This is a genomic window from Rhizobium sp. CFBP 13726 (assembly GCF_014841925.1).
Lineage (GTDB): Bacteria > Pseudomonadota > Alphaproteobacteria > Rhizobiales > Rhizobiaceae > Neorhizobium > Neorhizobium soli.
Window position 1 is genome coordinate 673,248 of sequence record NZ_JACYUU010000001.1, and the last position, 20,712, is coordinate 693,959.

24 protein-coding genes are annotated in these 20,712 nt (G+C 60.3%); 9 read left to right on the forward strand and 15 right to left on the reverse strand.

Features of this window, described 5'->3' with window-relative positions; genetic code table 11:
• Position 1: 1 nt before the first annotated feature.
• On the reverse strand, positions 2 to 310 hold the full coding sequence (locus tag IFT66_RS03220; RefSeq protein WP_062453216.1) for a DUF3572 domain-containing protein: 309 nt from the start codon (positions 308 to 310) through the stop codon (positions 2 to 4).
• A 133-nt stretch (positions 311 to 443) separates the two neighbouring features.
• Here IFT66_RS03220 and IFT66_RS03225 point away from each other — a divergent pair, with 133 nt between their 5' ends.
• Both IFT66_RS03225 and IFT66_RS03230 read left to right on the forward strand, forming a co-directional pair.
• Positions 444 to 815 (forward strand): response regulator, encoded by a 372-nt coding sequence (locus IFT66_RS03225; protein WP_062453215.1) that lies wholly within the window; start codon positions 444 to 446, stop codon positions 813 to 815.
• Between the two features lie 14 nt (positions 816 to 829).
• The gene (locus IFT66_RS03230; RefSeq protein WP_062453214.1) at positions 830 to 2,209 is read left to right on the forward strand and encodes a PleD family two-component system response regulator; all 1,380 of its coding nucleotides are present in this window, start codon (positions 830 to 832) and stop codon (positions 2,207 to 2,209) included.
• A gap of 756 nt (positions 2,210 to 2,965) precedes the next feature.
• Here the strand turns inward: IFT66_RS03230 and rpmG are convergent.
• From rpmG to topA, 5 genes are all read right to left on the reverse strand, one after another.
• Positions 2,966 to 3,133: a 50S ribosomal protein L33 gene (gene rpmG / locus IFT66_RS03235; RefSeq protein WP_007626161.1), complete on the reverse strand. Its 168-nt coding sequence runs from the start codon at positions 3,131 to 3,133 to the stop codon at positions 2,966 to 2,968.
• 89 nt (positions 3,134 to 3,222) lie between these two features.
• The gene (locus IFT66_RS03240; protein ID WP_062580028.1) at positions 3,223 to 4,407 is read right to left on the reverse strand and encodes an MFS transporter; all 1,185 of its coding nucleotides are present in this window, start codon (positions 4,405 to 4,407) and stop codon (positions 3,223 to 3,225) included.
• An 86-nt stretch (positions 4,408 to 4,493) separates the two neighbouring features.
• On the reverse strand, positions 4,494 to 4,949 hold the full coding sequence (locus IFT66_RS03245) for a DUF983 domain-containing protein (protein ID WP_192076770.1): 456 nt from the start codon (positions 4,947 to 4,949) through the stop codon (positions 4,494 to 4,496).
• Between the two features lie 2 nt (positions 4,950 to 4,951).
• A complete protein-coding gene (rnr, locus tag IFT66_RS03250) occupies positions 4,952 to 7,315 on the reverse strand; it encodes a ribonuclease R (RefSeq protein WP_192076771.1) in 2,364 nt (787 codons plus the stop codon).
• Positions 7,312 to 10,041 (reverse strand): type I DNA topoisomerase, encoded by a 2,730-nt coding sequence (gene topA, locus IFT66_RS03255; RefSeq protein ID WP_174195996.1) that lies wholly within the window; start codon positions 10,039 to 10,041, stop codon positions 7,312 to 7,314. Before topA ends, rnr begins: the two co-directional genes overlap by 4 nt.
• A 245-nt stretch (positions 10,042 to 10,286) precedes the next feature.
• On the opposite strand from topA, the gene IFT66_RS03260 reads away from it, so the two are divergent.
• Positions 10,287 to 10,490, forward strand: coding sequence for a hypothetical protein (locus tag IFT66_RS03260; RefSeq protein WP_062453210.1), 204 nt, complete (start codon positions 10,287 to 10,289; stop codon positions 10,488 to 10,490).
• Here IFT66_RS03260 and dprA read toward each other — a convergent pair.
• The 6 genes from dprA to IFT66_RS03290 all read right to left on the reverse strand — a co-directional run bounded on the left by dprA (position 10,470) and on the right by IFT66_RS03290 (position 15,236).
• Positions 10,470 to 11,612, reverse strand: coding sequence for a DNA-processing protein DprA (gene dprA, locus IFT66_RS03265; protein WP_062580034.1), 1,143 nt, complete (start codon positions 11,610 to 11,612; stop codon positions 10,470 to 10,472). The two genes, IFT66_RS03260 and dprA, sit on opposite strands and share 21 nt — an antisense overlap.
• Positions 11,613 to 11,630: 18 nt before the next feature.
• Positions 11,631 to 12,251 (reverse strand): glycerol-3-phosphate 1-O-acyltransferase PlsY, encoded by a 621-nt coding sequence (plsY, locus tag IFT66_RS03270; protein WP_192076772.1) that lies wholly within the window; start codon positions 12,249 to 12,251, stop codon positions 11,631 to 11,633.
• Between the two features lie 84 nt (positions 12,252 to 12,335).
• A complete protein-coding gene (locus IFT66_RS03275) occupies positions 12,336 to 13,628 on the reverse strand; it encodes a dihydroorotase (protein WP_192077126.1) in 1,293 nt (430 codons plus the stop codon).
• A gap of 8 nt (positions 13,629 to 13,636) precedes the next feature.
• The gene (locus tag IFT66_RS03280; RefSeq protein ID WP_062453206.1) at positions 13,637 to 14,575 is read right to left on the reverse strand and encodes an aspartate carbamoyltransferase catalytic subunit; all 939 of its coding nucleotides are present in this window, start codon (positions 14,573 to 14,575) and stop codon (positions 13,637 to 13,639) included.
• 74 nt (positions 14,576 to 14,649) lie between these two features.
• Positions 14,650 to 14,964, reverse strand: coding sequence for a type II toxin-antitoxin system RelE/ParE family toxin (locus tag IFT66_RS03285; protein ID WP_192076773.1), 315 nt, complete (start codon positions 14,962 to 14,964; stop codon positions 14,650 to 14,652).
• Positions 14,965 to 14,969: 5 nt separating this feature from the next.
• Positions 14,970 to 15,236, reverse strand: a complete 267-nt coding sequence (locus tag IFT66_RS03290; protein WP_062580039.1) for a ribbon-helix-helix domain-containing protein — start codon at positions 15,234 to 15,236, stop codon at positions 14,970 to 14,972.
• A 128-nt stretch (positions 15,237 to 15,364) separates the two neighbouring features.
• Between IFT66_RS03290 and IFT66_RS03295 the strand changes: the two genes are divergently transcribed.
• Positions 15,365 to 17,017, forward strand: coding sequence for an acyl-CoA dehydrogenase family protein (locus IFT66_RS03295; RefSeq protein ID WP_092662012.1), 1,653 nt, complete (start codon positions 15,365 to 15,367; stop codon positions 17,015 to 17,017).
• A 201-nt stretch (positions 17,018 to 17,218) separates the two neighbouring features.
• The gene (locus IFT66_RS03300; protein ID WP_192076774.1) at positions 17,219 to 17,875 is read left to right on the forward strand and encodes a TetR/AcrR family transcriptional regulator; all 657 of its coding nucleotides are present in this window, start codon (positions 17,219 to 17,221) and stop codon (positions 17,873 to 17,875) included.
• Between the two features lie 34 nt (positions 17,876 to 17,909).
• On the opposite strand, the gene IFT66_RS03305 is transcribed toward IFT66_RS03300, so the two are convergent.
• The gene (locus tag IFT66_RS03305; protein WP_156461817.1) at positions 17,910 to 18,047 is read right to left on the reverse strand and encodes a hypothetical protein; all 138 of its coding nucleotides are present in this window, start codon (positions 18,045 to 18,047) and stop codon (positions 17,910 to 17,912) included.
• On the opposite strand from IFT66_RS03305, the gene IFT66_RS23690 reads away from it, so the two are divergent.
• Both IFT66_RS23690 and IFT66_RS03315 read left to right on the forward strand, forming a co-directional pair.
• Positions 17,998 to 18,177 (forward strand): hypothetical protein, encoded by a 180-nt coding sequence (locus tag IFT66_RS23690; RefSeq protein ID WP_062453202.1) that lies wholly within the window; start codon positions 17,998 to 18,000, stop codon positions 18,175 to 18,177. The genes IFT66_RS03305 and IFT66_RS23690 overlap by 50 nt on opposite strands.
• Positions 18,174 to 18,506, forward strand: a complete 333-nt coding sequence (locus tag IFT66_RS03315) for a DUF6105 family protein (RefSeq protein ID WP_062453201.1) — start codon at positions 18,174 to 18,176, stop codon at positions 18,504 to 18,506. Before IFT66_RS23690 ends, IFT66_RS03315 begins: the two co-directional genes overlap by 4 nt.
• On the opposite strand, the gene ruvX is transcribed toward IFT66_RS03315, so the two are convergent.
• Together ruvX and IFT66_RS03325 are read right to left on the reverse strand one after the other, a co-directional pair.
• Positions 18,443 to 18,937 carry a Holliday junction resolvase RuvX gene (gene ruvX / locus IFT66_RS03320; RefSeq protein ID WP_174196000.1) on the reverse strand — a complete coding sequence of 165 codons (495 nt, stop codon included), beginning with the start codon at positions 18,935 to 18,937 and terminating at the stop codon, positions 18,443 to 18,445. The two genes, IFT66_RS03315 and ruvX, sit on opposite strands and share 64 nt — an antisense overlap.
• A 9-nt stretch (positions 18,938 to 18,946) precedes the next feature.
• Positions 18,947 to 19,246, reverse strand: coding sequence for an alkylphosphonate utilization protein (locus IFT66_RS03325; protein ID WP_062453199.1), 300 nt, complete (start codon positions 19,244 to 19,246; stop codon positions 18,947 to 18,949).
• Positions 19,247 to 19,576: 330 nt separating this feature from the next.
• Here IFT66_RS03325 and IFT66_RS03330 point away from each other — a divergent pair, with 330 nt between their 5' ends.
• Together IFT66_RS03330 and gatC are read left to right on the forward strand one after the other, a co-directional pair.
• Complete coding sequence (locus IFT66_RS03330; protein ID WP_092662017.1) at positions 19,577 to 20,281, forward strand: metal-dependent hydrolase; 705 nt, start codon at positions 19,577 to 19,579, stop codon at positions 20,279 to 20,281.
• Positions 20,282 to 20,386: 105 nt separating this feature from the next.
• On the forward strand, positions 20,387 to 20,674 hold the full coding sequence (gatC, locus tag IFT66_RS03335) for an Asp-tRNA(Asn)/Glu-tRNA(Gln) amidotransferase subunit GatC (RefSeq protein WP_062453197.1): 288 nt from the start codon (positions 20,387 to 20,389) through the stop codon (positions 20,672 to 20,674).
• The last annotated feature ends 38 nt before the right edge of the window (positions 20,675 to 20,712 follow it).

Below are 20,712 nucleotides of genomic sequence, written 5' to 3' on the forward strand. Positions count from 1 at the left end.
CTCAATAGTCGCCCGAATCGAGTGCAGGCTTGGAATAATAGTGTGACGCTGCGGCAACCGTTTCCGGTCTCGTGTTCGTCGCTTCGCAAAATGCCATCAGCGTTGGCTCGTGGCTCATCAGAAAATCGATCATGCCGCCGAGAAAGCCCGGATCGTCGATCACAGAACGAAGTTGGCCGGGCTGGAGACCGGAAAGCGCCAGAAACCGGGAGAACATGTCAGGCTCGTCCGCAAGCCAGCTGAGGATTGCGCCGGCCGTCTCTTCGGGGGCTGCGGCGGGTGCCTTGTTATTCAACGGATCGAACCTCATCGCCTGCTCAAGTTACCTATTTCTCAACCAAATGCCCTTAACGTGTGCCGCTAGTGGCTTAAAGAATCTCGTGTTCGGAAAGCTTATAGACTGAAAGCACGCTTGCAAGGCGCGATTTAAGGAACGGATCGACATGCCCAAACGGGTCATGATTGTCGAAGACAACGAGCTGAACATGAAGCTCTTCCGCGATTTGATCGAAGCGTCCGGCTACGAGACGATCCAGACGCGCAATGGCATGGAGGCGTTGGATCTTGCCCGCCGTCACCGTCCGGATCTGATCCTGATGGATATCCAGCTGCCCGAAGTATCGGGTCTGGAAGTGACCAAGTGGCTGAAGGAAGACGACGAACTGCACGTCATACCGGTCATCGCCGTCACCGCATTCGCGATGAAGGGCGACGAGGAACGAATCCGACAGGGCGGGTGCGAAGCCTATGTTTCGAAGCCCATCTCGGTGCCGAAGTTCATCGAGACCATCAAGACGTATCTTGGCGACGCGTAAGGTCGGAGAATGACATGACGGCACGGATCCTGGTAGTCGACGACATTCCCGCAAACGTAAAGCTGCTCGAGGCACGACTGCTTGCGGAATATTTCGATGTGTTGACTGCCGACGACGGCTACAAGGCGCTGGCGATCTGTGAACAGGCCCATGTCGATGTCATCCTGCTCGACATCATGATGCCGGGCATTGACGGGTTCGAAGTCTGCGAGCGGCTGAAAGCCAATCCGCGGACATCCCATATCCCTGTTGTCATGGTCACCGCGCTGGACCAGCCCTCCGACCGCGTGCGCGGCCTGAAAGCCGGTGCCGACGATTTTCTGACCAAGCCGGTCAACGACCTGCAGCTGATTTCCCGTGTCAAAAGCCTCGTGCGGCTGAAGACGCTGAGTGACGAGCTGCGCATCCGGTCCGACACCGCGCAGGATCTCACGCTGCAGGACATGATGAAGAGTGCAGCGGGGCAGGACGCTCAGGACGACGTCGCGCAGGTCCTACTGGTTGATGGCCGCGGAAGCTCGCAGGAACGCATCGTCAGGGCGCTGAAACCGGTCGCGGATATCACTGCCATCTCCGATCCGCAGGCAGCCCTTTTCGAAGCGGCTGAAAACCCGTTCGATCTGGTGATCGTCAATACGAATTTCGATGACTACGATCCGCTGAGGCTCTGTTCACAACTGCGATCGCTGGAGCGGACCCGATTCCTGCCGCTGCTGCTGGTGACGGAACACGGCGACGACCAGGTCATCGTCCGGGCGCTCGATCTCGGCGTCAACGACTACATCATCCGGCCGATCGATCCGAATGAACTCGTGGCCCGGACCCTGACGCAGATCAAGCGTAAGCGTTACAACGACCGCCTGCGGCTGAGCGTGCGCCATACGATCGAACTGGCTGTGACAGATGCCCTGACCGGTCTGCACAATCGCCGTTATCTCGACAATCACATGAAGGTGCTGTTTGCCCGCGCAACAGCCCGTGGGCGGCCGCTGTCCGTCTGCATCACCGACATCGATCGATTCAAATCGGTCAACGACACGCACGGCCACGACGCCGGTGACGAGGTGCTGAAGGAAGTTGCGGCCCGTATCCGGTCCACGGTACGCGGCGCGGATCTCGCCTGCCGGTTCGGTGGCGAGGAATTCGTGGTGGTTATGCCCGATACGGATAGCGCCGCCGCGGCTTTGATTGCCGAACGATTGCGCAACATCATCGAGCAGACGCCGTTCGTGCTGAAAAGCACTGGCGCCAGCCTGAACATCACAGCTTCGCTTGGGATTGCCTGCAGCCGCAGTGGAGCGGAAACGCCGGAGCAGTTGTTGAAACAAGCCGACCGTGCGCTTTACGACGCCAAGAACAGCGGGCGCAACCGAGTCGTTGCAGCCGCCGCTTAAGATTTGCACGAGAATCGTCGTATATTAAAATACGCTAATATAATATCTTTCGTCTTGCAGCGAGGCTTTTTGATAAAGAAGCGCTCGTCCCCCAGTTTCCTCAATTAAATTTGACGATTCGTACGCGGCTTCGAGCCAAATAAAACGCATACGGGAATGGAAGACCGGTGCTTTGTTTGAGCATTGCCGAACGATACGGTAGCATCTACACAGAAGCGAGAAAGTCCTGCCTCTCGCTGACGATTTATAATCGCCTTTTACTTCCGTCTCGAGGCCGGGCTAATCTTCGAGCTCGCACCAAACACCGTAGGGTGGATAAAGCTAAAAACGCTTTGGCTCAGAATAAACCTAACAATTGAAGAGCCGGAATAGCGTCTTTCTACAAAGACGCGTGTGGATTTTAACCATCATATCCAAACAGTTTCGTACTGATCTAAGTATGTGTTGATTTTCCATTGATTTTGCGCAATTTTGGTTTCAACGGGGCGAAGGGTTCCTTCAGCTTACGTCGAGATACCCCATGATGCTCAGGTCCGCCGCATCTCCTGGGTCGTGGGGTCGGTCGACTGGCAAGCAATTTCAACGGCTCCTCGTGCCGCGATTGCAAGCCGGTCGACCCCCAATCAAAGCGCCGCTGTCAGAAATGACGGTGGCGCTTTTTGCGTTTTGGTACTCACGCGTGAAAACAGCAGGCAAAGAAAAAGGCGCCCGGCTGATCAGCCTGCGCCTTCTTTCATGCCTTTAAGTGACCAGATCTTACTTGATCTTGGTTTCCTTGAATTCGACGTGCTTCCGGGCAACCGGATCGTACTTCGTCTTGGTCATCTTGTCTGTCATCGTACGGCTGTTCTTCGTGGTTACGTAGAAGAAACCGGTATCAGCCGTCGACAGCAGCTTGATCTTGATGGTCGTAGCTTTTGCCATGGTCTTAGCGCCTTTAAGAAAAGTGGAGCCGCGGACGCAGACGGTCGACGGCGAAATCTGGGGCGAAATTACAAATCGCGGTCAGAATGTCAACCTTGTTTCGTTGGTAAAAACCATCGAGCCCCCGAAACAACCACGTAAAAGCCGAAGAAACCGGCCAGCGCCCAGGCAAAGCCGTCATTGCCCGCGACATCCATGGCAGCGCCGATGCCCTGCGGTCCTGCAACCGTGCCGACGGCATAGCAGAAGATGAAGGCGGCATTGGCAGCGACCAGATCGGCACCTCGAAGGCGAGCTCCCAGATGCGCGAGGCCAACGGTATAGAGGCCGGAGATACAGCCGCCCCACATGAATAGGAGAACCGCGGTCATCATCCAGTTGCCGATCAGGAAGGGGATCGTCAGCGAGCCGAGAACGCCCAGCACGGCGAGGCCGGTCAGAAGCGGCCTGCGGTCACGCATGCGGTCCGAAATCATCCCCAGCGGGATCTGGAAGGCCATGTTGCCCAGTCCCATCACCGTCAAGAGGATGGCCGCATGCGATTCGGTCATCTGTTCGCGCAACGCATAGATCGGAAACAGCGACAGTCCGCCGACCGAGACGGCACCAAAGGCGAAGACGGCTGCCGTCGCACTGGGAACGAGGAATATATAGTGGAAGAAGTGCCGCTCGGGCTTGCTGTCTAGCTTCGGACTTTCGTGACGGGCGAGAAAGATCGGTATGATGGCCGTCATGATGATGAGTGCGCCAACGATGAACGGAAGCACGCCATCGCTGCCGAGAAGCGAAAACAGCATCGGCCCGATCGCAAACCCGACCGCCAGCACCGTTGCGTATATGCCGAGGACCAATCCGCGTCGTCTGGGTGGCGCGGCTTCATTGATCCAGAATTCGGACAGGATGAACAGGGCCGTGGTCGCGCCATGGAAGGTAAAGCGTAGCGGAAACCACATCCAGAATTGGTCGGCGTAGTAGAAACAGATGGCGCTGACGGCGGCGATCACCACGGCGATCATCATGCTGCGCGCCACACCAAAGTCATGAGCACATTTCGTCGTGATCGGGGCGGCAACCATGGCTGCAACGCCTGCCATGGCAGCGTTTAGCCCGATCAGCGTCGATGAGATGCCACGTTTTTCAAGGATGATGCTCAGCAGCGGCAGGCCGAGCCCCATGGCTATTCCCACGGCGCTGACGGCGGCGGTAGCTGCGATCAGGGATGGCCAGTGGATCTCCGCGACATGGCCGTTTTCGTCGGTCGTCGGCTGAGGCATTCAGACTTCCTTACAAGTCGGCTTCGGACTGGACGTCCGTACGCATGAAATAGGACGGGAAGGTGGTAACGAACGGTGGTCCATGATCAGTTCGGTCTGTTGCTCGGACCGCTGGTCGAATCGGCCCCGTCCTCGCCGCCGCCGAACCCATGCATGCGGTTTGCCCATTGCAGGCCGATGACACCGCCCTTGATGGGCTGGATCGTCGCGATGGCGGCAAGCACCGCAAGCGGTGCCCAGATGGCGAGGTGGACCCAAGGAGAGACCCGCAGGATCATATCGGTCAGCATGTAGCCGGTCATCAGCACGTGACCAACCACGACGATGACGAGATAGGCCGGAAGGTCGTCTGCACGATGGTGGGAGATATCTTCACCGCAGACGGAACAATGATCGACTGGCTTCAGGAAGGCACGGAAAAGCCGGCCCTCTCCACAGGCAGGACAGCGACAGGCGAGGCCCCGTTTGATGGAGCGGCCAAGAGGTCGATCGACCGGGTCCGACCCGCCGAAGCGGACCGTCTGTTCGCCATCTGACTGCATTGCTATCTCCTGCCGCCACGGAAGGGGCGCGTACCTGGCTTTTTGGGCCGTCCGCCAGATTTGTCTCGTCGCGCAGACTTGTGGAACGAGCGGGCGCCGCCCGGCAGCTTCTTGCCTTCGCTCAGCATTTCAAACTGAAGCGCACCGGCAAGCGGAACTGCCGCCTTCAGCTTCACATCGACGGTATCGCCGATCTGGTAGCCGAGCCCGGAACGTTCGCCTGTTAGCGCCTGATGCGCCTCGTCATAGATATAGTAATCGTCGCCGATCGTTGACACCGGCACGAAACCATCGGCGCCATAGGTCGGCAGGGCCACGAACAGGCCTGCCTTGGTCACGCCGGACACGCGGCCCTGGAACTCCTCGCCGATCTTCGTCGAAAGGTGGTGCGCCACAAGACGGTTTACCGTGTCGCGTTCGGCCGCCATGGCGCGGCGCTCGAAGGTGGAGATCTCTGCCGCGATGTCTTCGAGCTGGGCTTCTTCGCCCGGCGTGATTCCACCTTCGCCGAGGCCGAGCGACCCAACCAGCGCGCGATGCACGATCAAATCCGCATAGCGCCGGATCGGCGAGGTGAAATGCGCGTATTTCATCAGGTTGAGGCCGAAATGGCCTATATTGTCAGGGCTGTAGACCGCCTGGCTCTGCGAGCGCAGCACCATCTCGTTGACCATGATCTGGTGCGGCGTGCCCTGTGCCTGCGACAGGATGCCGTTGAACGAGTTGGAGCGCATCTGGCCGCCGCGAGCCATCGAAATGCCGAGCGTGTTCAGGAACTCGCGCAGCGTCTCCTGCTTGGCAAGCGAGGGGCCATCATGGATACGGTAGATCAGCGACTGCTTCTTCTTCTCGAGCGTTTCGGCGGCGCAGACGTTTGCCTGGATCATCATCTCTTCGATGAGCCGATGCGCGTCGAGCCTCTCTGGCACGATCACACGATCCACCGTGCCATCCGGCTTCAGCATGATCTTGCGCTCGGGCATATCGAGTTCGAGCGGCTGTCGACGGTCGCGGCCGATCGTCATGATCCGGTAGGCGTCCCACAGCGGCTTCAGGACAGGCTCCAGCAACGGACCGGTCTTGTCGTCGGTCTCGCCGTTGATGGCGGCCTGAGCCTGCTGGTAGGAGAGCTTGGCCGCGCTTTTCATCATGATGCGGTGGAACGTATGGCCGGCCTTGCGGCCTTCCTTGGAAAAGACCATTCGCACGGCAAGCGCCGGCCGGTCTTCGCCCTCGCGCAGCGAGCAGAGATCGTTGGAAATGCGTTCCGGCAGCATCGGTACGACGCGGTCGGGGAAGTAGACGGAATTGCCGCGCTTCTGCGCCTCGCGGTCCAATGGCTTGCCGGTGCGGACATACCAGGAGACATCGGCGATCGCGACGGTGACGATGACGCCGCCCGGATTGTCGGGCGAGGTGTCCGGCTCGGCATAAACAGCGTCGTCGTGATCCTTGGCGTCGGCGGGATCGATTGTCAGGAGCGGCACGTCGCGCCAGTCTTCGCGCTTCGACATGCTGGCCGGCTTTGCAGCCTGCGCTTCTTCCATCACCTCGTTCGGGAAGATGTGCGGAATGCCGTGCGAATAGATGGCGATCATCGAGATCGCCTTTTCCGAACCGACGGAGCCGACAATGTTGAGGACGCGGGCGCGCGGCAGGCCGAAACGGCCGTTGCGAACGACTTCCGACTCGACCAGATCGCCGTCCTTGGCGTCTCCGATGTCCTCGGGTTCGATCACCATTTCCTCGCCGCGCCGGTCGGTCGGCAGAAGACGCATCTCGCCGTCGGCCAATCTCTGGACGACGCCGAGTGCTGCGCCGCGGCGCTTGTCGATGACCTTGATGACGCGGGCCGTATAGGCCGGGCCTGAGCGGTCCTTGTTCGGGAAGATCTTTGCAAGGATGCGGTCGTTGAGGCCGGCGGCCGGCGCCTTGCCCTTCCCGCGGCTGTCATGCGACTGGCGAATAAGCACGGCAGGGGCCGCGCCCATATCGTCCGGCCACTCCGTCGGCCGGCCGATCAGTTCGCCATCCTTGTCGCGGGTGGTGATGTCGAGAACGGTGACCGGGGGCAGGGCACCCGGACGCGAGAGCGACTTGCGGTTCTTGGTGAGAAGACCGTCTTCCTCGAGCGAATGCAGCAGATCCTTGAGCTCGATCCGCGTATCGCCTTTCAGCCCGAAAGCCTTGGCGATCTCGCGTTTGGAGCCCTTGTCCGGATTATCAGCGATGAACTGGAGCAGCACATCGCGCGGAGGAACTGCACCCTGGACAATAACCGGTCTGCTCGCCGACTGGCTGTCGCCACGGTCAGCCTTCGCGGCGCGTTTCTGCTGGCGATTGGATCGCTCGTTCGGTTCTCTCACGTGTCCGTCTTCTTCGCCTTCGATGCGGTTGTCTTTTTGGCCGGTGCCTTCTTGGCAGGCGCCTTCTTGGCTGCGGTCTTAGCCTTGGCAGGCGACTTCTTTGTGGCGGTCTCGGTCGTTGCGTCCGCCTCTGTCTTGGCAGCAGCCTTTTTTGCTGTGGCCTTCTTGGCAGGCGCTTTCGCCTTGGCCTTGCCCGACGATGCCTTGCCGCCCTTTTCGATGATCAGCGCCATCGCCTGTTCCATCGTTACCGACTGCGGGTCCATGCCCTTCGGCAGCGTGGCATTGACCTTGGCCCAGTTGACGTAAGGCCCGTATTTGCCGTCGCGCACGGTGATCGCGCCGCCGTCCGGATGCGCGCCAAGGTCCTTGAGCGCTGCCGGTGTGCCACGACCGCGTCCGCCGGGGCCTTTTTCCTTTTTCTCGGCAATCACGGTGACGGCGCGGTTGAGACCGATCGAGAACACGTCCTCGATCGTTTCCAGGTTCGCATAGCCACCGTCATGCAGCAGGAACGGCCCGTAACGGCCAAGACCTGCCGAAATCATCTTGCCCGATTCCGGATGCTTGCCCACGTCGCGCGGCAGGTTGATCAGTGCCAGCGCCTTTTCGTGGTCGATATCGTCAGGCAGCCAGCCCTTGGGCAGCGAGGAACGCTTGGCTTCCTTGCCGTCGCCGCGCTGGATATAAGGTCCGAAACGACCCGACCGCAGCGTCAGCTGCTCGCCGGTCATCGGATCGGTCCCAAGTTCCTTCGGTTCGTTGAGGCCGGAAGCTTCCGCATCCGCGCCGCCTTCGGACGACAACTGACGGGTGAAGTTGCACTCCGGATAGTTCGAGCAGCCGACGAATGCGCCGTATTTGCCGAGCTTCAGCGACAGGTTGCCGGTGCCGCAGACCTGACAGATGCGCGGATCCGAACCGTCTTCCCGCTTCGGGAAGACCAGCGGTGCAAGCGCTTCGTTCAAGGCATCGAGCACGTTGGTGACGCGCAGTTCCTTGGTGTCTTCGATCTGGCCGAAGAAGTCCTGCCAGAACTCCCGCAGAACCTGCTTCCAGTCCAGTTCGCCAGCCGAGATCCTGTCGAGCTTCTCTTCGAGATCCGCCGTGAAATCGTATTCGACGTATTTCGTGAAGAAGTTCTCGAGGAACGCCGTCACCAGCCGTCCCTTGGAATGCGGGATCAGCTTGCGCTTATCCATGATCACGTATTCGCGATCGGACAGCGTCTTCAGCGTCGCGGCATAGGTGGAAGGACGGCCGATGCCGAGTTCTTCCATCTTCTTGATCAGCGATGCTTCCGAATAGCGCGGCGGTGGCTCGGTGAAATGCTGGCTCGAGTTGACCTTGTTCTTGTCGAGCTTTTCGCGAGCGTTGATCTCGGGCAGACGACCGTCTTCGTCGTCGTCCTCGCTTTTGTCATCCTCTTCGCGGCGGTCCACATAGGCGCCGAGGAAGCCGTCGAAGCGCACGACCGAACCGACGGCCCGAAGGCCAGCCTTCTCGGCGCCGTTTGTCGCCGAGATCTCCACGGTTGTGCGTTCCATCTCGGCAGATGCCATCTGGCTGGCAATGCCGCGCTTCCAGATCAGCTCGTAAAGCCGCGCCTGATCTGCATCGAGATACTGGCGAACCTTGTCTGGCGTGCGGTTGAAATCGGTCGGGCGGATCGCTTCGTGGGCTTCCTGCGCATTCTTCGCCTTGGTGGAGTAGAAGCGCGGCTTTTCCGGCATGTAACGTTCGCCGAACTGGTCGACGATGGCACGGCGCGCCTGGTCGATCGCTTCGGGTGCCATCTGAACGCCATCGGTACGCATGTAGGTAATGAGACCGACAGTCTCGCCACCGATATCGATACCTTCATAGAGCTTTTGCGCGACCTGCATCGTGCGCGACGCGCCGAAGCCGATGTTCGAGGACGCGGCCTGCTGCAGGCTCGAGGTGGTGAACGGCGGGCCGGGATTGCGCTTGACCGGCTTTGCTTCGACGGTCTCGACGCTATAGGCGGCACCATCGAGCAGCGTCTTCAGGCGGCCGGCTTCTTCGCCGTTAGTGATGGATTTGCTCTGCAGACGCTTGCCGTCGGCCTGCACCAGCTTGGCCAGGAACTCGTCGCCACGCGGTGTCTTCAGGAGCGCGGAAATGTTCCAGTATTCTTCCGAGACGAAGCGCTCGATCTCGGTTTCGCGGTCGCAGACCAGGCGAAGCGCAACCGACTGCACACGGCCGGCAGAACGGGCGCCCGGCAGCTTGCGCCACAGGACCGGAGACAGGTTGAAGCCGACGAGATAGTCGAGAGCGCGGCGGGCGAGATACGCGTCGACCAGCGGCACGTCGATATCGCGCGGGTTGGCCATCGCATCGAGAACCGCCTTCTTGGTGATGGCGTTGAATACGACGCGCTTCACCAGCTTATCGCCGATCACCTTCTTCTTCTTCAAAAGGTCGAGGACATGCCAGGAAATCGCTTCACCCTCGCGATCCGGGTCGGTCGCGAGATAAACGGCGTCCGAACCCTTCACGGCGTCGGCAATATCCTTCATCCGCTTCTGGGATGCGCTGTCGACTTCCCAGAGCATCTCGAAGTCCTGGTCAGGCAAAACCGACCCGTCCTTGGCAGGAAGGTCGCGGACGTGGCCGAAAGACGCGAGAACCTTGTAACCCGAGCCAAGATACTTGTTGATGGTCTTGGCTTTGGCTGGAGATTCTACAATGACTACATTCATCTTGTTTCTCTGCAATAGAGCTTTGCCCGGTCTCGTAACGATCCAGGCGGAAATCTGGTCTCCCGACATGGCGGGCGTTTGTCCCGGGGTCAAGAGGTCATCGTTAATTAGTAGGATACAACGAAGTGCAACCTGAGAGTGATGTGCAATTAGTTGCAATCTTAAATAAACATCTCTAAGCTGCGCTGATAAGGTGACGAATAGTTATATTAGGCGGTGTCGCGCCCTATTTGACAGGATGTGAAATGGTCTCTCACGGTGACAAGGACGGACGGGGCGACGAGAATTCACGCAACATCGCCTACATCCGGCAGATGCTGGCAGAGTTGCGGCAGGTCGCGCTCAGCGAGGGGGCTGATATGCTGTGCTACCTCATCGAGATGGCCTATGTCGAGGCTGGCGACGTGCAGGCCGGGCGACGACCGCGATCAGTCTTCCATAGCAAGTGAGACCATGCCGCCCGGGTGCCGGTGCAGCCGACCGGCAAGATCGAGTTCCAGCAGAATAAGATAGACACTGGCCGCGGCAACACCCGTATGCCGGATGATATCGTCGATATCGACCGGTGTCGGACTAAGCGCCGAAATGATGCGCGTCCTGTCGTCGTCATCGGGCGGCAGGAGTGTGCTGCCTCTGCCGGGCTCTTCGATGACGGTATTTTGAAATCTATCGAGATCGGACAGCGGCGCCAACGCATCCAGCACATCCGAAGCGCCGGTCGTGACGATGGCGCCCTGCTTGAGAAGTCCGTTTGTACCGTGGCAGCGCGGATCGAGTGGCGAGCCGGGGACGGCAAACACCAGCCGTCCGAAATCGGCGGCAAGCCTTGCGGTGATCAGCGAGCCTGACCGCTCAGCCGCTTCAACGACAACCAGCCCGAGCGAAATGCCTGAAATCAGCCGGTTGCGACGGGGAAAATCCCGAGCGCGTGGCTCCCAGCCGAATGGCATTTCGGAGACGGCAAGGCCGCTGCCGGCCGTGATCTCATCGAGCAGGGAGAAGTTTTCCGGCGGATAGGGACGGTCGATGCCGCCGGCCAGAACCGCGATCGTGCCGGTATCGAGACTGGCGCGGTGCGCCGCCGCATCGATGCCGCGAGCAAGTCCTGAAGTGATCGCATAACCGGCGCGGCCGCAATCCCTGGCAATCACCGCCGCAAACTTCGCCCCGGCGATTGAGGCGTTGCGCGAGCCGACAATGCCGACCGAGGGGCGGGTGGCGGTGGAGAGATCGCCCTTTGCCGCAACGAGCGGCGGCGCTGCCTCGATCTGTCGCAACGCGGGAGGGTAGTCGGGTTCACCGATGCCGATGAACTGTGCGCCCTGGCGGCGTGCGATCTCCAGCTCGCGTTCGGCCTCACTGGCACTGGCGATGCGGATTGCCCGTGTCGATCCGCCGCGCGCTGACAGTTCCGGCAACATGGCCAGCGCATTTTCCGCCGAGCCGCAATGATTGATGAGATCCCGGAATGTCGCCGGGCCGACATTGTCGGAGCGGATCAACCGCAGCCAGGCGATCTTCTGCCGTTCGGTGAGCGCAATTCCTATCCGTCTTGCGCTGCTATCCGGCATGATCCGTCCTTTAAGGGACTAGCCCTTTTGGCCGATCTTGCTTTCGGTGCCGGCAATCAACCGCTCGATATTGGTCTTGTGCTTGATAAAGGAGATGATCGTCATGAGAGCCATGACGGCAGCAATCTTTGGTTCCTGTATGAACCACAGCACAACCGGAATGACAAGGGTTGCAACCAGGGCGGACAGCGATGAGTACTTGCTGAGCTTGGCAACCGAAAGCCAGACCGCGGCAAACACCAGAACCATGAGCGGTGCGACCCCCAGCAGCGTGCCGATATAGGTCGCGACACCCTTGCCACCCTTGAAGCCGAGCCAGACCGGATAGAGGTGACCCATGAAGGCGGTAAATCCCGCAAGCAACCCCGCTTCCGGACCGAAGGCGTACCAACCGATCAGAGCTGCGACCGTCGCCTTCAATGCGTCGAGCAGAAGCGTGCCGGCGGCGAGCTTCTTATTTCCGGTGCGAAGAACGTTGGTCGCCCCGATATTGCCGGAACCGATCGAGCGGATGTCGCCGAGACCGGCGGCGCGGGTGAGAAGCAGGCCGAACGGGATCGAGCCCAGGAGATAGCCGAGAACAAGCGCGCCGGCTGCGATCGGCAGCGAGATCTGCCAGGTAAGAAGGTCGGTTATCATGTGTTTCCCCCAAAGCCCCTAGTCGGGTTTGCCCCCGTTCCAACCCTTTCGCGCAAGCGCGCGATGGGTCGGCCCGCCCCATCTCTATCCCAGTTTATAGACGCATTTCCCGCCGACATAGGTCGCGACGGCCCGGCCGGAAAAGCGCGCGTCCTCGAACGGCGTGTTTTTCGAGCGCGACAGAAGCATATCCTTGGCGACGATCCAAGGCTCGTCGAGATCGATCAGCGTGATATCGGCCTTTGCGCCGGGTCTCAGTGTGCCCGCATCGAGACCGAAGATTTCGGCCGGGCGGGTCGACATTGCAGAGACCAGCCGCATCAGCGGCACGCGCCCGTCATGATGCAGGCGAAGCGCAGCCGACAGCATGGTTTCGAGCCCGATTGCACCATCGGCGGCATCGGCGAAGGGAAGACGTTTGGTGTCGACGTCCTGCGGATCATGCGAGGAGACGATGATATCGATGCTGCCGTCGGCGAGCGCCTCAACCATGGCGATCCGGTCGTCTTCGGACCGCAGCGGCGGCGACAGCTTGAAGAAGCTACGATATTCGCCGATGTCGTTTTCATTGAGCGACAGATGGTTGATCGACACGCCGCAGGTGACGTTGGCACCGCGTGCGCGGGCAGCCCGCATGGCTTCGGCCGATTCCGCCACCGAGATTTTTGCCGCGTGATATTTGGCGCGGGTGAGGCCGGCGATGCGCAGATCGCGTTCAAGCGGAATGATCTCCGCTTCCTTCGGCACGCCCGACAGGCCGAGCCAGGAGGCGAACAAGCCCTCGTTCATGACGCCGTTGCCAAGATATTTCTCGCGCAGTTCGAGCGAGATGACCGCATCGAACTCGCGCGCATAGGTCATCGCGCGGCGCAGCAGCAGCGAATCGGACAGGCCGTGACGGCCATTGGTAAAGGCCACGGCACCGGCTTGCTGCAGCAGGCCGAACTCGGTCATCTCCTTGCCGGCAAGCCCTTTGGTGAGCGCTGCGGCAGTGTGGACATTGACGATCGCCTTGTCACGCGCCGTCTTCTGCACGAATTCAACGAGCGCAATATCGTCGAGAACAGGATCGGTATCCGGCATCATGATGAACGAGGTGACGCCACCGGCAGCAGCGGCGCGGCTGGCCGATGAGATCGTCTCGCGATGTTCCGCACCCGGCTCGCCGACATAGACGCGCGCATCGACAAGTCCTGGCGTGGCGACAAGACCCTGGCAATCGCGCACCGTGGCGCCGTCGGGTGTGCCCTGGTTCTGGGCATCCTTTCCGGCCGCGAGGATGCGGCCGTCTGCGCCGATGATGATCGTGCCGGTTTCATCGAGATTGCGCGATGGATCGATGATGCGCAGGTTCCTGAGAACGGTGCCGTTGGACATGGTCGTGCTCATGCGCGCTCTCCCTGATTGGAGGTCAGGAGCGTTTCCATGACCGCCATGCGGACGGCGACGCCCATTTCGACCTGCTGCTCGATGACGCTCTGCGGACCGTCGGCGACATCGGAAGCGATCTCGACGCCGCGGTTCATCGGACCCGGATGCATGACCAGCGCATCACCCTTGGCGACTTTGAGCTTTTCCGCATCGAGACCGTAGAAGTGGAAGTATTCGCGCACCGACGGCACGAAGGAGCCGGCCATGCGCTCGCGCTGCAGGCGCAGCATCATCACCACATCCGCATCCCGCAAACCTTCTTCCATCGAGTGGAAGACCTCGACGCTCATGTCGCGGATGCCTGAGGGAAGAAGCGTCGATGGCGCGACGACCCGGACGCGGGCGCCCATGGCATTCAAGAGGATGATGTTGGAGCGGGCGACCCGCGAATGCAAAACGTCGCCGCAGATGGCGACGATGATGCCCGACAGCTTGCCCTTGGCGCGGCGGATGGTCAAAGCGTCGAGCAGCGCCTGTGTCGGATGTTCATGCTGACCATCGCCGGCATTGACCACCGAGCAGGTCACCTTCTGGGCAAGCAGGGCCGCGGCACCGGCCGACGAATGACGCAGAACCAGCACGTCCGGGTGCATGGCGTTCAGCGTCATCGCCGTATCGATCAGCGTTTCGCCCTTCTTCACGGAAGAATTGCTGACGGACATGTTCATCACGTCGGCGCCGAGCCGTTTGCCGGCGAGCTCGAACGAGGACTGCGTGCGTGTCGAGGCTTCGAAGAAGAGATTGATCTGGGTGAGGCCCCGAAGCGTGGACGTCTTCTTTTCCCGCTGCCGGGAAATCTGCACGGCCTCGTCGGCCTTGTCGAGAAGCGTCGTAATGTCCTGCCGGGTGAGACCCTTGATGCCAAGGAGATGGCGGTGGGGAAAGAAGACCATAGGGGGCGTCTCCGCTTGCGTTCGGCGGTCTATAAGGTCTGGGGGGAAAGGCCGCAAGCGGGATGGGAGGTTATCTACGGCTTGTTCGTCATGATCGCCCGGTAATCCCGGCCGCGATAGAAGACATTGACGATGTCGACGGCTGTTTCTACCTCGCGGTAGAGGATGACGGCATGATGCTCGAAGGGGACCATGCGAATGCCGGGACCGAGGTCTGGCCTAGCCGCGCCGCCCGAAGGTGCGTTGCCGATTCGATCGCAGCGCGCGATGAGCCGTTCGGTAAATTGTCGAGCGGTCTGAAAACTCTGGCTTGCCTCAAGGATGTAGAAAAAGATTGCATCGATATCGTCGAGAGCGTCCGGTCTGTATTGAACCGGCAAACGCTTCATCGACGTCATCCCTTCTGTGACGCGTAAAGCCTGTCCATGTGCGCTCGCGCCTCAGCACCGCTGATACTGGGTCTCGGATCGTCCAGCGATCTTTTGACGCGGTTGCGGATCGCCACGAGACGCTCGTCCTGTTCGGCGTCTTCCCGCAGGAGTGCATCGACCGCGGCCTGCATTGCCTCATCGGTCGAGGCGTACTGGCCGGTTTCGACACGGCTCACGATTGCATCTGCCAGATCTTGCGGTAGCGTGACGCTGAATTTTCGCAAACTCATGATTGCAACCTTCGTCTTCGCTCTGTGCCAGTATGGACTATGCGCCGGTTGTCAGCTTTTGTGAAGAACCGTCGAATTCCTTCTGCGCTACCGTTCCCACGCCCTTTAACTTCCGCTAGAACCGGCCCATGAACGACATGTCGCGCGATGAAGAAAAATTTGGCGAACTGAACCAGCCGAAGCCCTGGTCGGGAATCAATGCCTACCGCTCCGATCCCCTTGTGGTCGACCTGACCGGCGATCTGAACCGCGCGATCCGCGACGAATACGACCAGCTCGGCAATTACGTGACCTCTCCGGAAGCCCAGGAACTGGCGCGGATGGCGAACGAAAATCCGCCCAAACTGCGCACCCACGGTCCGCGCGGCGAGCGGCAGGACACGGTCGAGTTCCATCCTGCCTGGCATGCCCTGATGCGCCGCTCGATGCAAAGCGGCCTGCATTCGTCGATCTGGGAGACGATTCCGGAGCAGCGTGCACACGAACACAAGGTTCGCGCCACCCGCTTCTATCTGTCCGCCCAGCTGGAATGCGGCCATCTCTGCCCGCTGACGATGACGAGCGCTTCGATTGCGGCGATGATGGCTTCCCCACGCGTCCACAAGGAATGGGCGCCGAAAGTTCTGTCGCGCAAATACGATTCGACAAATCGGCCGGCCATGCAGAAGTCCGCCATCACGGTCGGCATGGGCATGACCGAAAAGCAGGGCGGCACCGACGTGCGCGCCAACCGGTCGACCGCCGAGCGTGTGGGCGAGGGGATCTATCGTCTCTCCGGTCACAAGTGGTTCATGTCGGCGCCGATGAGCGACGGCTTTATCATGCTGGCAAAGACAAATGAGGGAATCGGCTGTTTCCTCGTGCCGCGACTTCTTGAGGACGGTTCGGCCAATGGCTTGAACTTCCAGCGGCTGAAGGACAAGCTCGGCAACCGCTCCAATGCATCGTCCGAAGTCGAGTTCACCGACGCCTTCGGCTATCTGCTCGGAGAGTCTGGCGGCGGCATCCGCACCATTCTCGATATGGTGACGCTGACCCGTCTCGATTGTGCTGTCGCGTCTGCCGGCATGATGCGCGCGTCGCTGGCCGAAGCGGTCCATCATACCCGCGGTCGTGCCGTGTTCGGCAAGAACCTGATCGATCAGCCGCTGATGACGCGCGTGCTCGCCGATATGGCGCTGGATGTCGCGGCTGCAACGGCGCTGTCGTTCCGGCTGGCCGACGCGTTCGATCGCGCCCGCGGCAACCCCGGCGATGCGGCCTATGCGCGCGTCATGACGCCAGTCATCAAATACTGGAACTGCAAGATCGCGCCATCGCTTATCGCCGAGGCAATGGAATGCCTGGGCGGCAATGGCTATGTCGAGGAGCGTCCGATTGCCCGGCATTACCGCGAGGCGCCGGTGAATGCGATCTGGGAAGGCTCGGGCAGTGTCATGGCGCTCGACGTTCTGCGCGTGCTGTCGCGAGGCCGCGATCTGTTCGATACGGTTCTGGCCGGTTTTGAGCGGGATCTCGGCGCATCGGGCAAGAAGACCGTGGAAGTTCTGCGTGCCGCGATGGCGCTGTGCGAGCGCGACGAGGGTGCTGCGAGGCTTCTGATCGAACAGCTGGCGCTGGCGGCCGGTGCAGCAGAGCTTGCGCGCCTCGGTGCCGGCAAGATCGCCGATGCCTTCCTCGAAACCCGTCTCGCCGGCGGCTGGCGCTCGACCTATGGCATGCTCGATGCCCGCTTCGACGCCCGCTACATCGTCGATCTTCTCTACCCGCCGGCGGCGTAAGAGGAAGTCACCGCCAGGCGAGACGAAGACTGCCTGTGGGGCCAGGGCGTGCACAGCCGCGTCCCCACTTATCTCTTGTGTAACGCAGCATGCGCCAGTTTCGGTCTTCTATCCTGTGCACGGCGTCCGTGTGGCGCTTGCGATGATGGGAAACGACGGGGTATCGCAACAGTTAACAAAGAGTTGCGAGACAGGCGGGCGATGCTTCAGATAGCCGAGACGAATACCGAGACCGGTTCTGCATCCGCTCAAGTCGTGCGACCCCGCAACCGCGCCGGCACGGAGCGCGCGATCTTCATTGCTGCCCGCACGCTGCTGGCCGAGGAAGGTTTCCAAGGCTTCGGCGTCAATGCGGTAGCGCGGCGCGCCGGCTGCGACAAGCAACTGATCTATCGCTATTACGGCGGGCTGAACGGCCTCATCGACGCGATCGGCGCCGATCTCGGCAACTGGGTCAAGGATCGCATTCCCGAAGATACCGGCGGCATGTTTCTTCTGACCTACGGCGACCTGATGGAAAAGCTCGCCATCTATTTCATGGATGCGCTGCGCGAGGACCCGCTCGTCTGCAAGATCGTCGCCTGGGAAGTGTCGCAGGATACGCCGCAGGTCCGGCGTCTGACCGAATCACGCACCAAGGCTCTCGCAAAGTGGCTGGACAAGATGCGCGGCTCGCTCACACCCCCGAAGGGTGTCGATGTCGCGACCACGAACGCCATCCTGTTTGCCGCCATCCAGCATCTGGTCGTCTCGTCTGCCGTCAGCGGCCAGTTCGCCGGCATACCGTTAAAGTCCGAGAAAGACTGGGAAAAGGTAGCGTCTTCCGTCCGCCGCCTGGTTCGCGCCATCTACGGCTGAGCAGCAGACGTTCTCCACAGCGACGCTCTGGAAATTAACCATGTTTGGCGTTTTGAATTGCAGCTTTCGCCATGCGGCCTAAATCTCTGGTTAATGATTTCTTAACCAAATCGCGGCCGTCCATGGGCAAGAATGCAACTTCCACAACGAGCATCGCATTGCTGATCGTCATGACGACGATCTTTGCAGTGCTGGCGCTCGACATTGCCATTCCTGCTCTGGTCCTCAGCCTGATGGCGCTGTCGAGATGGGTCGTAACGCTGGACCTGTCTCCAGCGGAACCAGAAGGCGAAACCGCATGAAGTTGCTCTTGATCTTGTGGGCAGGGCCCGTGCTTTTGCTGGGCAGCTGGTACGGGCTTTCCTATTACGACATGAGCTTCGGCTTCTTCATGCTGACCCGTCAGACCCATGATCTGGTCTTTCAGGTCTATGGCGACGTCCTCGGAATTCCGCCCGAAACCATCCCGCCCCTGGTTGCCCGCGCAATCGCATTCGACAGTCTTGTCGTTTTCGCCATCATCGCCTTCCGCAAGCGCAAGCAGATTGCAGCCTGGTGGCGTAGCCGTCAGGTGGGGACGTCGTTGCCGGTTTCTCTGGCAAGGGACGAAAGCCTGTCCAAGGCACCCTGAAGAATAAAGCTCGCGGCCGCCGAATCGATGCGTTCGGCGCGCTTGGCCCGCGACACGTCCATCTCCAGAAGTGCCCGTTCGGCCGCGACCGTCGATAGTCTCTCGTCCCAGAAGACGAAAGGAATGGCAGTCTTGTCCGACATCGCCCGCACAAAGGCGCGGGTTGCCTGGGCGCGTGGCCCGGCCGAACCATCCATGTTCATAGGCATGCCCAGAATGAAGGCCGAGACCTTCTCCTTCTCCGCAAACGCCAGCAGAACCTCGGCATCCTTGGTGAATTTGACGCGCTTGATGACGGTGCGGGGCGTGGCAAACCGCCGGCCGAGATCGGACATCGCAAGCCCGATGGTTTTGGTACCGAGATCGAGCCCTGCAACAGCCTTGCCGGGCGCAAGTGTCGCGGCGAGTTCTGCGATGGTGAGGATTGCCATATGCCGGCCTTAGGTTTTCTTGCGCACGAATTCGGTGCGCAGCACCAGGCCCTTGATCGCATCGTGGCGGCAATCGATCTCTTCCGGATTGTCGGTGAGCCGGATCGAGCGGATGACGGTGCCCTGTTTCAGCGTCTGACCGGCTCCCTTCACCTTGAGATCCTTGATGAGAGTGACTGCATCGCCATCGGCAAGAATATTGCCGGCTGAGTCACGCACCTCGGATGCAGCGGAAGCCTTCGCAGCCGCATCGGCTGCAGACAGCCATTCGCCTGTAGCCTCGTCGTAGATATAATCGTCGTCGGCCATGTCGGTTTCCTCAGAGGTTCGGATGTGACGCAATCGCAGCGAGCATGCAACGATCATATCGGGATGCGACCGCTTAACCCAGTGGCAAGTCCGTGGCAACGTGGCGCCGCCTGTGTGTCAATTCCGATACGGGCGCTGCTCGCGCAATCATCGTCCTAGACCTTTGAAATGTGAAAGCGCCGCGTTATTTGATGAGGTGTGAGGTGAGACAACTGAGTTCAGAGTCTCATCCGCTTTCGGTGCTTCGAAACCTCCCTTTCGAAGTTCCATCTATGAATTTTGATTTGGTGTCATCACCTCTCTTTTTGCCATCCTCAAGGACACTTCCCCATGAAAATTACCTGGCTCGGCCATGCCGCCTTCCGCATCGAAACGGCAAAGGCAAAGATCCTGATCGACCCGTTCCTGACTCATAGCCCGACCTTTGCCGGCCAGGATCTGAAAGACGTGACCGAAGGTGTCACGCATATCCTTCTCACCCACGGTCATGGTGATCATGTCGGTGATACGGTCGCGATCGCCAAGGAAAAGGGCGCCATCGTTCTGGCCAACGCCGATCTTGCTTCCTGGCTGGGTGGAAAAGGCGTCGAGAAGCTCGAGATGGGCAATACCGGCGGCACAGTCGGCTTCGAGGGCTTCACCGCGACCTTCACACAGGCGCTCCATTCGTCCGGCCAGATCGACGAGCTCGGCGTGTCCCACTCGCTCGGTTCCGCGAACGGACTGATGCTGCATTTCGACGACGAGATGTCGGTTCTGCACATGGGTGATACGGATATCTTTACCGACATGGGACTGATCAACGAGTTGCACCAGCCGGATATCGGCATCGTGCCGATCGGCGACCGCTTCACCATGGGCGGTGCTGTCGCAGCCGTTGCCTGCCAGCGCTTCTTCGATTTCAAGCACGCCATTCCCTGCCACTACGGCACGTTCCCGATCATCGAGCAGACACCCGACAAGTTCGTCAAGGGCATGGAAGGCAGCCGCACCGCCGTCGAGGTGCCGGGCGTCGGTGTAACGCTGACCTGCTGAACGGGCATTTCAGTTGCAGCGCGCCAGGAAACCGGCGCCCTGCCTGTTGCGATGGACGGACATGGCCATTATAGCGAAGGTGAATTTTACCACCGGAGCCCTGCCATGTCCGTCGATCTCGCCACCGTCAAGCGCGTCGCGCGCCTCGCCCGTATTGCGGTTACGGAGGATGAGGCCAATCGCATGGTTGGCGAATTGAACGGGATCATCGATTTCGTCGAACAACTCTCGGAAGTCGACGTTACAGGCGTCGAGCCTATGACCTCGGTGATGCCGATGGAAATGCGGTTGCGCGCCGACGTCGTCACCGACGGCAACAAGGCAGACGATATCGTCGCCAATGCGCCCGCAACCGACCGCAATTTCTTCATGGTGCCGAAGGTCGTCGAATAAGCCGCTTTAGCCCAAGCGCCGCCGACCCGTTTTAGCCT